Source organism: Peribacillus sp. NPDC096447, from assembly GCF_044762725.1.
Classification (GTDB): domain Bacteria; phylum Bacillota; class Bacilli; order Bacillales; family DSM-1321; genus Peribacillus.
Genome location: NZ_JBIWEV010000001.1, coordinates 991,125 through 1,003,157 on the forward strand (window position 1 = coordinate 991,125; position 12,033 = coordinate 1,003,157).

Here is a 12,033-nt window from a genome sequence, read left to right on the forward strand (position 1 = left end):
AATCAATATAGCAATCTCCATAAATAGAAGGTCGCATAGGATTCCCAATCGGCCCACGCTTCCGAAAGTTTCAGGATTTCCGTTTTCGTTGGTTTTGCTTCCGTTTGCATGACCAGTTTCATGGAATTATGCAGCCCGACGTCATCGATGGGAAAGGCTGCTGGAAAGCGCAAACAGCGCATCAAGACATAGTTCGCTGTCCACGGACCGATTCCCCGTATTTTGGTCAGCATTTTTTCAGCGACTTTTACATTCTTTGCATTCAACAGCTTTTCTTTAGTAAGTTCCCCTTCTGCAATCAGTTGAGCAACACCTATTAAATATTCACACTTCTTCACCGTCATCCTCAAATCGGCAAAATCTTCGACCGTCAATTTCGCGATCACCTCAGGCGCCGGAAACAGCCAATATTGCTTTCCATTGAATTCAACAAAATCACCAAATCCCTCCACAAGCCTCCGTTTCAAGGTATAGGCATAGGTCAAGTTTATCTGCTGACCAAGTATTCCCCAGGCAATCGCTTCAAATAAATCAGGGATGCCCATATTTCTCAAACCGAAGAATTGGTTTACCGGCTTTTGCAATATAGGGTCATTATGGGCGAGCTCATAGAAAGGAAGCAGATTTGTCTCAAGATCGAACCAGTGACGAATGTATTGGGAAACAGCATCCTTTACCTTATTATCCATCGTTGCAGTTCGTCCTGGAAACCGAACGGTCAGCTCCGTTTCATTCATCGCACTGATTTCTATTAAAAGAGTCTCGTTTTCGACAACAAGTGCTCGATAAATTTTTTGATCAACAATATCGAAAAGACATTCATTGGAGGATCTCGATAAGTATTTAAGATTTTCCGAAAAACTGAACTCCTTTGGTGCACGAATACTTAACTCAGGCATGCCTTCATCATTTGATAATGTCTCTTTCATTCCGCTCCTCCTTTAGCTTTATTCTAATGAAAAGTGAGTACGTTATCTTGCTCTTTCCTTCATCCAACTCCCTTATTTTAACAGACCAATAGTGATCTCCTCTAACTTGAACATTACGTTATCTTGCTTTTATATTATCAAAATGTTTGTATATCAACCCTTTCTTGTATACTAAATGTGGAGGTGAATGTAGTGAATCCTTTCCCGAATGAATATTGGAAAGCTATTATAGATTGTGATACCGCATATGATGATCATTTTTTATATGGAGTAATTACGACAGGCATCTTTTGCAGGCCCTCCTGTAAATCCAGGGTGCCGAATAAGGAAAATGTGAAGATTTTCAAAAATGCCATGATGGCTTTGGAAGAAGGTTTCCGGCCTTGTAAACGATGTAAACCGGAAGGACTGAATTTGCCGACGGAAGAATGGGTTGAACAAATAGCCGAATGGATTGACACCCATTACAGCGAACCCCTCACATTGAATAATTTGGCGAATATTTCCCACGGCAGCCCCTATCATTTACAACGATCATTCAAGCGCGTGAAGGGGATATCGCCCACTGAATACATTCAACGGCTTCGCCTTGAAAAAGCAACGAGGCTGCTGGAAAACTCCGAACAGCCGATAACTGAAATAGGCTTGGCTGTCGGGTTCTCTAGTACACCCTATTTCATGACGCTCTTCAAAAGAAAAATGGGGAATACCCCTTCAGGATATCGGAATGCTTATCTCAAAACTCAAGCTTTGGAGCGTGAAGAAAATGAAGAATGATAAAGAACAAACCATTGACTGGGCCATATTGCATTATGATAAGTGGCAATTATATGTGGCCAAGACGGAAAAAGGGCTATGTTATGTAGGCTCTCCGGGTCAAACGTATGAAGAACTGAAGTCTTGGCTACAAAAACGCTTTCCAATGGCAAGCCTTGTTGAAAATGAGAAAGCATTAAATCCCTATCTAAAAGAACTACAAGAATATTTCGAAGGAACCAGGCAGACTTTCTCTCTTCCCGCAGATGTAAAAGGCACGCCCTTTCAACAAGAAATATGGGCAGCGCTGAATCAAATACCTTATGGAAAAACCTGTTCCTATTCCGATATTGCCCAAATCATCCAAAGACCTGCAGCTGTTCGGGCAGTCGGTACGGCCATTGGCGCCAATCCTATTCTGATTACGGTGCCATGTCACCGGGTTATCGGAAAAAACGGGGCCATTACCGGCTACCGGGGAGGTACGGAGATGAAACAATATCTACTTCAATTGGAAGCAGAAATGAAAGCGTGAGTACAATCTGACCGCAAAAAAAAGCATCCGACTATAAGATGCTTTTTTTTTGCGTTTTTGTTTTTCAGTACCAAATGGTCACAGCTTTATTATATGCATCACTATTAGGGATCGCATGTATCCCTTGGGCCTGTGCTTTGCGCGGGTCATAATCATATACCATTGGTGTATAGCATGAAGTCTGCCCGATATTCACAACACCATTGCCCCCGGAACTGGAGCATGTATAGGCCTTACCATCAGTACTTCGGACGATCCTGGCATCTGCTTCATGGTTGTATACGGCGGGGCGTGTTACGGTCACTTTTGCCCAGGCGGTTTTACACACAGTGCTGAATTTCAATTCTACGTACGAATTGGAATCGATCCATTTTTTATCCTTCGTTACCGCCGAACTTGCACAACTATTATAGTATGGACTTTTTCCGTCATAGGTGTGTGTTTCGGCCAGTGCTTGATTTTTTCCAAATCCAAAGTCGACAAGAAACATCGACAGTGTCATCAAAATGGATAAACCTATCATTTTAAGCTTTTTATTCAATTCATTCATCCTTTCTTTGCAAAAATATAGATGAAGGTCTTTCCTTTTTCATTAATACCAATCGGTTTCACCTGCTGTATATGGCCAAAAAGCGACCGCTTTTGCTTTTCGCGGATCTAAATCATATACCATTGGTGTATAGCATGACGTTTGACCTTCATTTATTTCACCATTTCCTCCGGGAGATGCACAGCTAAATTGTTTATTATCAGTATTTCGGACAACCAATGCCGTTGCCTCCCCATCTGCTTTAGCCGGTCTGCTTAGAGTCATCTTTGCCCAAGCCGTTTTGCAAGTTGTGCTGAATTTCAACTCCAAAAGGGCAGAAGCACCGTTGGCATAAATTTTCACGGACTTCTTCGTGACAGCGCTATTCGCACAACCATTATAGTAAGGACTTTTTCCATCATAGGTATGTGTTTCTGCTGATGCTTTGCTCGCAAAAGAATCAAGGGACCCAAAAAGGACTAAAAAAGCAACAAAAAATGAAATGCATAAAACCATTTTTTTCATTATTTCACTCATCCCCTTAACAAAATTTACACACTGTTCATCTTACAATTTTGTAATATTCTTACAAGTGATAAATTCCCTAGTTCATGAAAAACTACATCACCGCCTCTAACTTGCAGCCTGCCATCACTATTACAGTCTGGTATGTCTCGCTTTATCAACTGAATCAGCACAGAGACAAAGTCATTATCCCTATGATCAATTCAGGACAAATAAGGTAACAACTAAGGACTTATGCGTATCGAGCTGAGACAAAACGAGCCAATAGGCGCTACGTTGATCGGTAAGGATACAGGTCGATGTACTTAATGTTTTTTTCAAGAAAAAGAAAAGCCCCATCAAAACTCGAATCGTTTTGTCGGGGCTTTATTTTCATTAAGCGAGGTTTTCTCTAATCAATCTAATGGTGCTTTCATAATAAGAACGATCATGCGGAACGAAATCATCCCGTCCAACAAATCGATCGATCATCATCCTACGGCCTTCGTGATTCATTTCAAATCCCTTAATATTCACTTTGTCCTTCGCTCCGGTCCAAAGCTCTTCGAAGTCATTCAGCACAACCTTCACCATCCCGGAAACCTCTTCTGGCTGCAGGTTGAAATCATCGAAGCTATGTACACTTTCATACAGAAAGACATTTGCCAGTTCTTTATCGATGAAATTCTCTTTCGTTTGATGGTATTCAATGATCCCTAATGGAACCAACTCGTCAAAGGAAACGTCAATGCCTATTTCTTCTTTAATCTCCCTGACTCCGTCGTATACCGTTTCATGAGACAGTAAATGACCGGCAGCCGTAATATCCAATAGATTCGGATAATCTTTTTTCATCGCACAACGATGCTGAAGGTACAGGTAATCCACGTCCGCTTCCGAACTTGCGAACCAGCAATGGAAAACCTCATGCCAATGTCCCAATCTATGTACTTCCTCACGCGAAGCTACGCCGGTTTGAATGCGATCGGAATCGAAAACTTTCAACAACTCAGTTTCCATGGAGCTTCATCCTTTTTCTTTTCTCCAATTTTTCGGGTTTAAATAACCTTTATATTTAGCAGCCACTTCTTTCCCGACCAAAAGTGCGCCTGCCCAAAACATGACTTCCGCAAAGACGATTGCACCTGTTATGACCCCCGCTTTAACCGCAGTCGAAAATGGCGTAAAAGGAGCTACGACAGGAATGATCCAAGTGAGAAGGGAAATGATCAGGAATCCCATCCCTACTTTGTAAAACCTCGATTTCTTTATTTCCTTACTTTCTTTATCCAATTAAATAACCTCCGTCATGATGATTTCATTTAATTACCCTGCCGAACATTCCACTTTCAAATATACCATTTAATATATTCTTTTTTTATACGTTTGAATGTTCATTTCGTTTCATAAATAGTGAAATAAAGATATTCCATTTGAGGAAAGCTAGGGAAAACTATCTATTAATGAATTGACTTTACTATTCTTAATGGATTTAATATTCATATAACACTTGCATGCAGGAAAGGAAAATCCAATGTACATTGAATTCATTGCCACAACGATAGAAGATGCCCTTATAATCGAAGAATCGGGCGCTGACCGAATCGAGCTTGTCAGTTCTCTAGCCGAGGGGGGATTAACTCCCAGCCACGCCCTGATAGAAGCTGTCGTCAATTCAGTAAAGATACCAGTCAACGTGATGGTAAGGCCTCATAGCCAGTCGTTTTGTTATACGCAAAATGATTTGGAAATCATGAAAAAAGATATCGAAATCATTCGATCACTGGGGGCCAACGGGGTCGTAATGGGTACATTAAACGAAAAAAATGAGATAAATCGAGTATTCCTCGAAGAACTATTGACGGTATGTGATGGTTTGGAGATTACATTCCACCGAGCCATCGATGAAACAAACGACCCAGTCATTTCAGCTGAAATGCTAGCACAATATCCAGAAATCACAACGGTATTGACCTCAGGTGGTCATGGGGATTTCCCCAGCCGCATGAAAACCATTCAACAAATGAAAAGAGTCTGCGGCGACATAGCGATACTGGTTGGAAGCGGCCTAAATAAGGATAATATCCTTTCTATCCATTCCGAACTGCATACCGGTCACTATCATTTCGGTACGGCTGTTCGAAAAAATAACAGTATCATTGAAGGAGTTACATTAGAAAAAGCTAAAGAAATCGTAAACTTGCTAAAGAAATAATGTCGGGAAGGGACCATTCATCTGGTCCCTTCTGTTTGTAGACAAAAGGGGTTCTATCTAAAATCAAAGTTGATGAAACGGAAGGTGCGAGACTCCTGCGGGAAAAGCGCGTCCAGGGGAGACCCCGCAGGCGCAAAGGCGCCGAGGAGGCTCCCGGACCGCCCGCGGAAAGCGAGTGCCTTGAGAGGAAATCAAAGTTCAAATTTGTCTACAGTCTGAAGGTCCCTTTTTATGATGCAGAGCTATCTTTTTGTAAAAAGACCGAGTCCCAAAACCAAAAAAACAGTGCCGCAGAAAGGCTTATTGCATAGTAATTCTTTGTAGTTAAAACATCCATACCGAAGTCAAAATTAAGCACCGAACTATAAATGAATACAGCCAGCAAAGAGAAAAAAATATAAAGGCAAAAATAAATTAAACTGAATTTTTTAGGATGATTATTGAAAAGGACCTGTACGGGAACAGCAAATAATAAATAAGGGATAACAACATAAAAAGAAAACACGATAAGGCCAAGCCCCCCCCAGGTACCGAAGCTAAATATAACCAACACCGTGGAAAGCGACAGACAGGAAAAGACTAGACTAAAAAAATAATAAGGAATCACATCGCTTAGCTCCGATACCTTTTGACTCATTTTCCAAAGTTCCATTTTAACCAGCACCTCGCAGTCTACAATATTATAATGGGAATTTTTACATAATCATTATACTATATAAAATGGAGGTGTTTTTATTTTGGAGCTATACATCGAATTATTCGTGTTTCTGGCTCTCATCTTTTTAATAGTCATTTCCAATAGATTCTTACCCTGGTTGGTAAAAGCCTCCATTGTCGTTTCCTATATCTTCATTACCACAAAAAATAAAATCGATAAACCGTATGAAAATATTACCCCTGTGCCTGACGCCTACTGGGATAAAAATTCAGCCTGGGTTGACACTATGACTGATTATTATTTATGGTCTTTTTAATAATTCTCCTGTTCATTTATTTTAAATGGTTCACAAGTGTGAAAAGTAAGGAAGCGAAGGGATGGGTGATAGTTAGTTTCATTCCATCATTGGCCCTTTTTTTACTTTTCATTTTCATATTCAGTTTTTCATACGGGTACAGGCCATAGCGGTTGGATATTGCCTGACACAAAATTAGAAGGTTGCCGCAGCAACCTTCCATCATGAAATTTCTCTATCTTGAGATTTAATTTTTGTTAGCATCAGCAAAGTGCCCCATCGCATCACACATGAATTTTGCCAATCCTTCACCATATTGGTCGATATTTTTGGTGAAGCGTTGATCGTCCATGTACATTTGACCTAATCCTTTGAAAGCATCCAGCGAGTATGTGCCGAAGTTATTGTTCAAACAATCATACCATTCTTTAATTGCCTCCTGTGCCTCCTCCGACTTTGGCGAAGCATTTCGGATTGACGCAAGTTTTAAATAGATCTCCGATACGACTTTCTGTGCATCTTTGGACATGCCCGCCACTTTAGCCTTCGACTCATCGACAGCTTTATCCCCCCAAAGCTTGCGAGCTTCTTCTTCATATGGATTCTGACTGAAGTCAAATCCTTCAAATTTTTCTTTATTCGTCATTTGAATTTCCCCTTTCATATGCCTAATCGATTTTTCGACCGTCTTAATTAATTTATCGAGCTGACTGCGTTTCTCCAGTAACATTTTTTGATGTTGCTTTAACGCATCTTGTTTATCAAACGAAGAGCTGCTTATCATTTGTTTTATTTCCTTTAAAGGCATGCCGAGTTCCCTGAAAAAAAGGATTTGCTGCAACATCTCAAGATTATCATTCGAATAAAGGCGATAACCTGCATCGGTTATTTCCTCTGGCGATAATAACCCGATTTCATCATAATAATGCAGTGTCCGCACACTTATGCCAACCAAATCCGCTAGCTCCTTCACTTTCATTGCCACTGCTTCTTACCTCCTTTCGATATCATTTACATTAAGGTATTACGCAACGTCAGAGTCAAATGGAAAATGAAAATTTCCCGCCCAATTTTAAAAGACGATCCTTCCTGATGAAGAATCGCATGTTAATCAGAGTTCAATCTTTGTAAAAGCTTCGGATTAAAGCAATTTTACGCTTTTATTCGTGAATTTGGCGCATTTACTCGTGAGTTTAGCGCTTTTACTCGTGAATTTCCGCCTTTTACTCGTGGATTTCCGCCATTTACTCGTGGATTTCCGCCATTTACTCGTGAATTAAACAATTTTCTTATTCGTAAAGCGTTTGCTCTGCATGAAATCTCGCTCCGATCTTGGCTATACCTCTACCTCCAATGATCGGGAATGCTTAATGAAAGCGGTAATTTTGTCTTTGTGTCGCCTTTAGCCGAGTTAATCTGTGCTTGTGTGATAAAGAAGCTTCCGGTGAGATCGGCACCGCTTAAATCAGCGTCCCTAAAGTCGGCACCGATAAGATCCGTCACTCTCATGTCGGCTTCTCTGAGGTCAGATGCAATAAGCAAAGCTCCTCTTAAGTTCGCTCCCCTAAGGTCAGCACCTCTCAATTTTGCACCGATCAGGTCACTTCCCCTACCTATTTTGTTCTGCTTTTTTTTATTTTTCTTAAATGAAACCTTTGCACGTACCAGTTCACTTGTGCGCAGAAGTAAATCATTAACGATCGCTCTATGAGCTGGTACATTCAGGTCCATGATAGACTTTGGACTTTGCTTAGTGAGATATTCCGTGTCTTCAAAAGCGGCCTGCAATTCTCGGTGAAGAGGTTGCGCATCTTCTAAATTCAGTGCTTCATTTAAGTAGCAAAGCATTTCATGAAGTTGTTGCATAATGGGAAATACATCGAACATTTCCTTTGCTGACTCTGGGTTGTTCCTCCAGTCGTTTCCATCATAAGTGAGTTGGGATACCTTTTGACCGGCACCGAAGCATTCATATACCGTGCAGCCTCGAAAGCCTTTTGCTCTGAGATTTTCATGGATGCCGCAACGATAATCCGATTGCAGGTTTGAACATGGTGTACCTCCATCTTTATCAAATGCAAAATCAGCGGATTTTGCATAAGGCAATGCTACACAGCACAAACCAAAACAATTCTCACAGTCTGCACGTAAATGATTAAGAATATTATCGGTATTCGTTAATTGATTAAACAATACTTACACTTCCTTCTATAAAACCAATCGTTTCATACTAGTAGATTTTTTAGTTTTTACTATTTTATCAAAAATCCCAATTAATCTATATATTAACAAAATACAAATAAACAAGAAATGGTAATCCACTTGATATGGCTGTTGTTTTATTGCTCGAGGTTTATTGCAGAACTGAAAATATGAAATTAATCATTAGAGGGAAGCAAGTGATTTCCATTACATTTTGAAGAATTATTAATCATGTTATAATTTATTCAAAATCACAGTACTCTAGGGGGTGTAGACATGTATCCTTTTGATGGCAGGAAAAAAGGGGAGACAAAAAAAGAAATGCAGGATTGCAACTATACGTTGGATACAAATGCAGTTGGTGAAATAGACGAAATATCTTTTCAAATCGCAAGAATTCTTCGGCCAACGTCCAAAGAGATCATCTTTTTATGTATTGGATCAGATCGTTCCACAGGAGATTCATTCGGGCCTTTAGTAGGGACGATGCTTAGAGAAAATCAAGTCCCTTATCATGTCTTCGGAACTCTCGCAGATCCTGTTCACGCCCTTAATTTGAAAAGTGTTTTGAAAGAAATTAAAAAGCAATTTAAAAATCCCTTTATTTTTGGTATCGATGCTTGTTTGGGTGGTTATCATCAAATCGGTTCTATATTTCTGACAAAAGGTCCTTTTAGCCCTGGTGAAGCGATCAATAAATCTTTACCTGAAATGGGTGATTATCACCTAAAAGCCGTCGTAAATTATTTAGATCCCCTTTTGCCCCAACAATCTTTAAATGATACGAGACTGCATACTGTCATGAATCTGGCGAAGATTACCACAAGAATCATTGTTAAAAGCGTCTAGAGCAACAGAAAAACCCCAATAAAGCCTTAGCTTTTAGGGGTAAACAATGAAATGCATGGTCTTGAAGGACACTCCCATGATTTGTGTTTTAATCATGCATATTTTGTAAAGTTCCATTTTTCGTTTGCAATAACCTTTTATTAAACACCCTACTATTCATTGCTATCATTATGCTAAACCTGGGTCATTAAAGTAAATAACTTCTGAAAGAACCTTATTGCCCCGAATATTACAGAAAACTTCCCTTGCTGCTTGTTCTGTTTCAAATTCATACATTACAATACCTCTGCTTTTATAGAGTGTGATGATCCACATTGAAAATCCTCCAATTTTAAAATATCGATCTGCAAGATAGAGTAACCATCCCTTTTACTAAATGACTCCCAAGATTATCGCGGCTATTGTCATAACAGTGACAGTCCCTAATGCCCATTTCACGGCGAACCGCTGTAGATCCCCGAAGTCAGTGCCAACTAAACCTATTAGCAAATGTGCTGCGGCTACCAAAGGACTCAATACGTGTATCGGCTGCCCTATTAATGAAGCGCGCCCTATTTCTGCCGCGCTAATTCCATAAGCATCAGCGGCTTGTGCGATAATAGGAAGTACGCCAAAATAGAATGCATTATTTGACATAAAGAAAGTAAAAGGGGCACTGGCATACGCAACAATAACCGGTAAAAATGGTCCGAAAGATTCCGGGATTAATGAGACCAACGTAATGGCCATTGCATCAATCATTTTCGTTCCAGACATGATGCCGGTAAAAATCCCGGCTGCAATGACAATTGAAACGACGGCCAATGCATTTTTCGAATGAACGGCGATTCTATCCTGCTGATCTTTCAAATCAGGATAATTGACCAATAACGCAACGGCGAAAGCAATCATGAATAAAATGGTCAAAGACATAAAATCAATGATTAATGATGCCATGAGCACAATCGTTAAAATGAAGTTGAACCAGACCAATTTCGGTCTGCGATAATCACGGGAGACCGTTGTTGCCGCTAACTCGGAATTGGCCTCCGAATTCATTTCATTAGTGTGATTATGCTGGATCTCCACTACGCCCAATCTCTTTCGTTCCCCTTTTCCCAATATAAAAGCCACGACAAGAACCCAAATTAGGCCAAATCCCATGACAGGAATCATCGGCAGGAACAATTCCGATGCGTCAAGGTTCAACGAGGCCATCGCCATAGCGGAAGCTCCCCCCCACGGTGTCATATTCATTACACCCATAGATAACATGGCTACAGTGGCTAATATTATTTTGTTCATGCCCAGACGCTTATAAAGGGGTAAAAGTGCTGAGACAGTAATGATGTAAGTAGTTGTCCCGTCCCCATCTAATGCGACGGTCATTGAGAGAATAGCGGTTCCTAAAACTATTTTTAATGGATCTCCTTTTACTATTTTCAATATTTTAGAAATAAGAGGATCAAATAAACCGGAATCTATCATTATTCCAAAATATAAAATCGCAAACAAAATCATTATGGCTGTTGAAGCTATACCTTCAACACCATCCTGCATCATGGGTCCCAGCTCTGTAAAAAATCCTCCAATCACTCCAAATATGATTGGAACGAGCATAATGGCCACTAGTGCCGATAGTCGCTTCGACATAATTAAATACATGAATACTGCAATCATGGAAAATCCTAAAATGGATAACATCTTCAAGCCCCCTTCTGTTTATCACCATCTTGTTTTGATAGCGCTTTCTTTAGAGACTATCATCCATTAAGCCTTATTCACATATAAAGAAAGTAATAAGAGTTTTTTTCATTTTTTTCACGCCTAAAAAAGAAAAAACCCCATTGATGAAAACGAATTTCATCAACTGGGATTTACATGTGTTTTATTTTATATTTTCTTTCAGGCCTTCCTACACCGCCATACAAAACCTCAACTTCCATTTCATTACAGGAAACTAAATACTCCAGGTATCTGCGCATGGTTGAATAACTAATTCCAACGAGTTGACCTAGTTCATCAGCGTTTAAACTGCCATTGATGTTTTGAATCTTGCTTCTGACCATTTTCAAGGTATGTTTGTCAATTCCCTTGGGAAGAGAATTTATTTGGACATCATTTGCTGTATTTGAATTACTTATGGTCCGAAAAAGAGTATCCACTTTATCTTGATTTACTAAGCTGCTATTATGCAGCTGCCGTCTCGTCAGGTCGTATTGGTTGAGTGTCGCAAGAAGCTTATCGATAATGATCGGTTTTATAAGGTAACCAAAAGCCCCTCCCCTAATCGCTTCACTGACTGTTTCGGTATCATTCGCGGCGGTGATCAGAATTACATCAATCCCCCGGTATTTCCTCCTAATTTCCCGAAGAAGGTCAATTCCATTCATATCAGGTAAAAAGATATCCAATAAAATTAAGTCCGGTTGTGCGGCATGCAATATATTCAGCGCTTGCTTGCCTGTGCTAGCTGTAGCTATGACAGTAAATTGATCTAGTTGATTCGTAAATTGTTTATATATATTCACTGCATTCTCGTCATCTTCAACAATGACAACTGTAATAGGTCCTTTGGACAT

16 protein-coding genes are annotated in these 12,033 nt (G+C 40.0%); 5 read left to right on the plus strand and 11 right to left on the minus strand.

Annotated elements, in window-relative coordinates; translation table 11 throughout:
* Positions 1-2: 2 nt before the first annotated feature.
* Entirely contained in the window at positions 3-929 is a 927-nt protein-coding gene (locus ACIQZD_RS04925) for a DNA-3-methyladenine glycosylase family protein (RefSeq protein ID WP_402898845.1), read from the minus strand.
* 183 nt (positions 930-1,112) lie between these two features.
* On the opposite strand from ACIQZD_RS04925, the gene ACIQZD_RS04930 reads away from it, so the two are divergent.
* Both ACIQZD_RS04930 and ACIQZD_RS04935 read left to right on the plus strand, forming a co-directional pair.
* A complete protein-coding gene (locus ACIQZD_RS04930; protein WP_402898848.1) occupies positions 1,113-1,706 on the plus strand; it encodes a bifunctional transcriptional activator/DNA repair enzyme AdaA in 594 nt (197 codons plus the stop codon).
* Positions 1,696-2,220 (plus strand): methylated-DNA--[protein]-cysteine S-methyltransferase, encoded by a 525-nt coding sequence (locus ACIQZD_RS04935; protein WP_402898851.1) that lies wholly within the window; start codon positions 1,696-1,698, stop codon positions 2,218-2,220. The genes ACIQZD_RS04930 and ACIQZD_RS04935 overlap by 11 nt, the downstream gene beginning before the upstream one ends.
* A 64-nt stretch (positions 2,221-2,284) precedes the next feature.
* Here ACIQZD_RS04935 and ACIQZD_RS04940 read toward each other — a convergent pair whose 3' ends face one another.
* The 4 genes from ACIQZD_RS04940 to ACIQZD_RS04955 all read right to left on the minus strand — a co-directional run bounded on the left by ACIQZD_RS04940 (position 2,285) and on the right by ACIQZD_RS04955 (position 4,546).
* On the minus strand, positions 2,285-2,743 hold the full coding sequence (locus tag ACIQZD_RS04940) for a DUF2690 domain-containing protein (RefSeq protein ID WP_402899943.1): 459 nt from the start codon (positions 2,741-2,743) through the stop codon (positions 2,285-2,287).
* A gap of 69 nt (positions 2,744-2,812) precedes the next feature.
* The gene (locus ACIQZD_RS04945) at positions 2,813-3,274 is read right to left on the minus strand and encodes a DUF2690 domain-containing protein (protein WP_402898854.1); all 462 of its coding nucleotides are present in this window, start codon (positions 3,272-3,274) and stop codon (positions 2,813-2,815) included.
* A 375-nt stretch (positions 3,275-3,649) separates the two neighbouring features.
* Positions 3,650-4,273 carry an NUDIX hydrolase gene (locus ACIQZD_RS04950; RefSeq protein WP_402898857.1) on the minus strand — a complete coding sequence of 208 codons (624 nt, stop codon included), beginning with the start codon at positions 4,271-4,273 and terminating at the stop codon, positions 3,650-3,652.
* A 6-nt stretch (positions 4,274-4,279) separates the two neighbouring features.
* The gene (locus ACIQZD_RS04955) at positions 4,280-4,546 is read right to left on the minus strand and encodes a transporter suffix domain-containing protein (protein ID WP_230176643.1); all 267 of its coding nucleotides are present in this window, start codon (positions 4,544-4,546) and stop codon (positions 4,280-4,282) included.
* A 241-nt stretch (positions 4,547-4,787) separates the two neighbouring features.
* Between ACIQZD_RS04955 and ACIQZD_RS04960 the strand changes: the two genes are divergently transcribed.
* Positions 4,788-5,468 (plus strand): copper homeostasis protein CutC, encoded by a 681-nt coding sequence (locus ACIQZD_RS04960; protein WP_402898860.1) that lies wholly within the window; start codon positions 4,788-4,790, stop codon positions 5,466-5,468.
* Between the two features lie 229 nt (positions 5,469-5,697).
* On the opposite strand, the gene ACIQZD_RS04965 is transcribed toward ACIQZD_RS04960, so the two are convergent.
* Complete coding sequence (locus tag ACIQZD_RS04965; protein WP_402898863.1) at positions 5,698-6,120, minus strand: UPF0715 family protein; 423 nt, start codon at positions 6,118-6,120, stop codon at positions 5,698-5,700.
* A gap of 85 nt (positions 6,121-6,205) precedes the next feature.
* Here ACIQZD_RS04965 and ACIQZD_RS04970 point away from each other — a divergent pair, with 85 nt between their 5' ends.
* Positions 6,206-6,442 (plus strand): hypothetical protein, encoded by a 237-nt coding sequence (locus ACIQZD_RS04970; protein WP_402898866.1) that lies wholly within the window; start codon positions 6,206-6,208, stop codon positions 6,440-6,442.
* Positions 6,443-6,668: 226 nt separating this feature from the next.
* On the opposite strand, the gene ACIQZD_RS04975 is transcribed toward ACIQZD_RS04970, so the two are convergent.
* Entirely contained in the window at positions 6,669-7,406 is a 738-nt protein-coding gene (locus ACIQZD_RS04975) for a MerR family transcriptional regulator (protein ID WP_402898869.1), read from the minus strand.
* A 359-nt stretch (positions 7,407-7,765) separates the two neighbouring features.
* Positions 7,766-8,614 carry a pentapeptide repeat-containing protein gene (locus ACIQZD_RS04980; RefSeq protein ID WP_402898872.1) on the minus strand — a complete coding sequence of 283 codons (849 nt, stop codon included), beginning with the start codon at positions 8,612-8,614 and terminating at the stop codon, positions 7,766-7,768.
* 285 nt (positions 8,615-8,899) lie between these two features.
* On the opposite strand from ACIQZD_RS04980, the gene yyaC reads away from it, so the two are divergent.
* Positions 8,900-9,472 (plus strand): spore protease YyaC, encoded by a 573-nt coding sequence (yyaC, locus tag ACIQZD_RS04985; protein ID WP_402898875.1) that lies wholly within the window; start codon positions 8,900-8,902, stop codon positions 9,470-9,472.
* Between the two features lie 168 nt (positions 9,473-9,640).
* Here yyaC and ACIQZD_RS04990 read toward each other — a convergent pair whose 3' ends face one another.
* The 3 genes from ACIQZD_RS04990 to ACIQZD_RS05000 form a co-directional block, all read right to left on the minus strand.
* Positions 9,641-9,787: a hypothetical protein gene (locus ACIQZD_RS04990; RefSeq protein ID WP_202190584.1), complete on the minus strand. Its 147-nt coding sequence runs from the start codon at positions 9,785-9,787 to the stop codon at positions 9,641-9,643.
* A 57-nt stretch (positions 9,788-9,844) separates the two neighbouring features.
* On the minus strand, positions 9,845-11,155 hold the full coding sequence (locus ACIQZD_RS04995; protein ID WP_101223119.1) for a CitMHS family transporter: 1,311 nt from the start codon (positions 11,153-11,155) through the stop codon (positions 9,845-9,847).
* A 173-nt stretch (positions 11,156-11,328) separates the two neighbouring features.
* The gene (locus ACIQZD_RS05000) at positions 11,329-12,033 is read right to left on the minus strand and encodes a response regulator (protein ID WP_402898880.1); all 705 of its coding nucleotides are present in this window, start codon (positions 12,031-12,033) and stop codon (positions 11,329-11,331) included.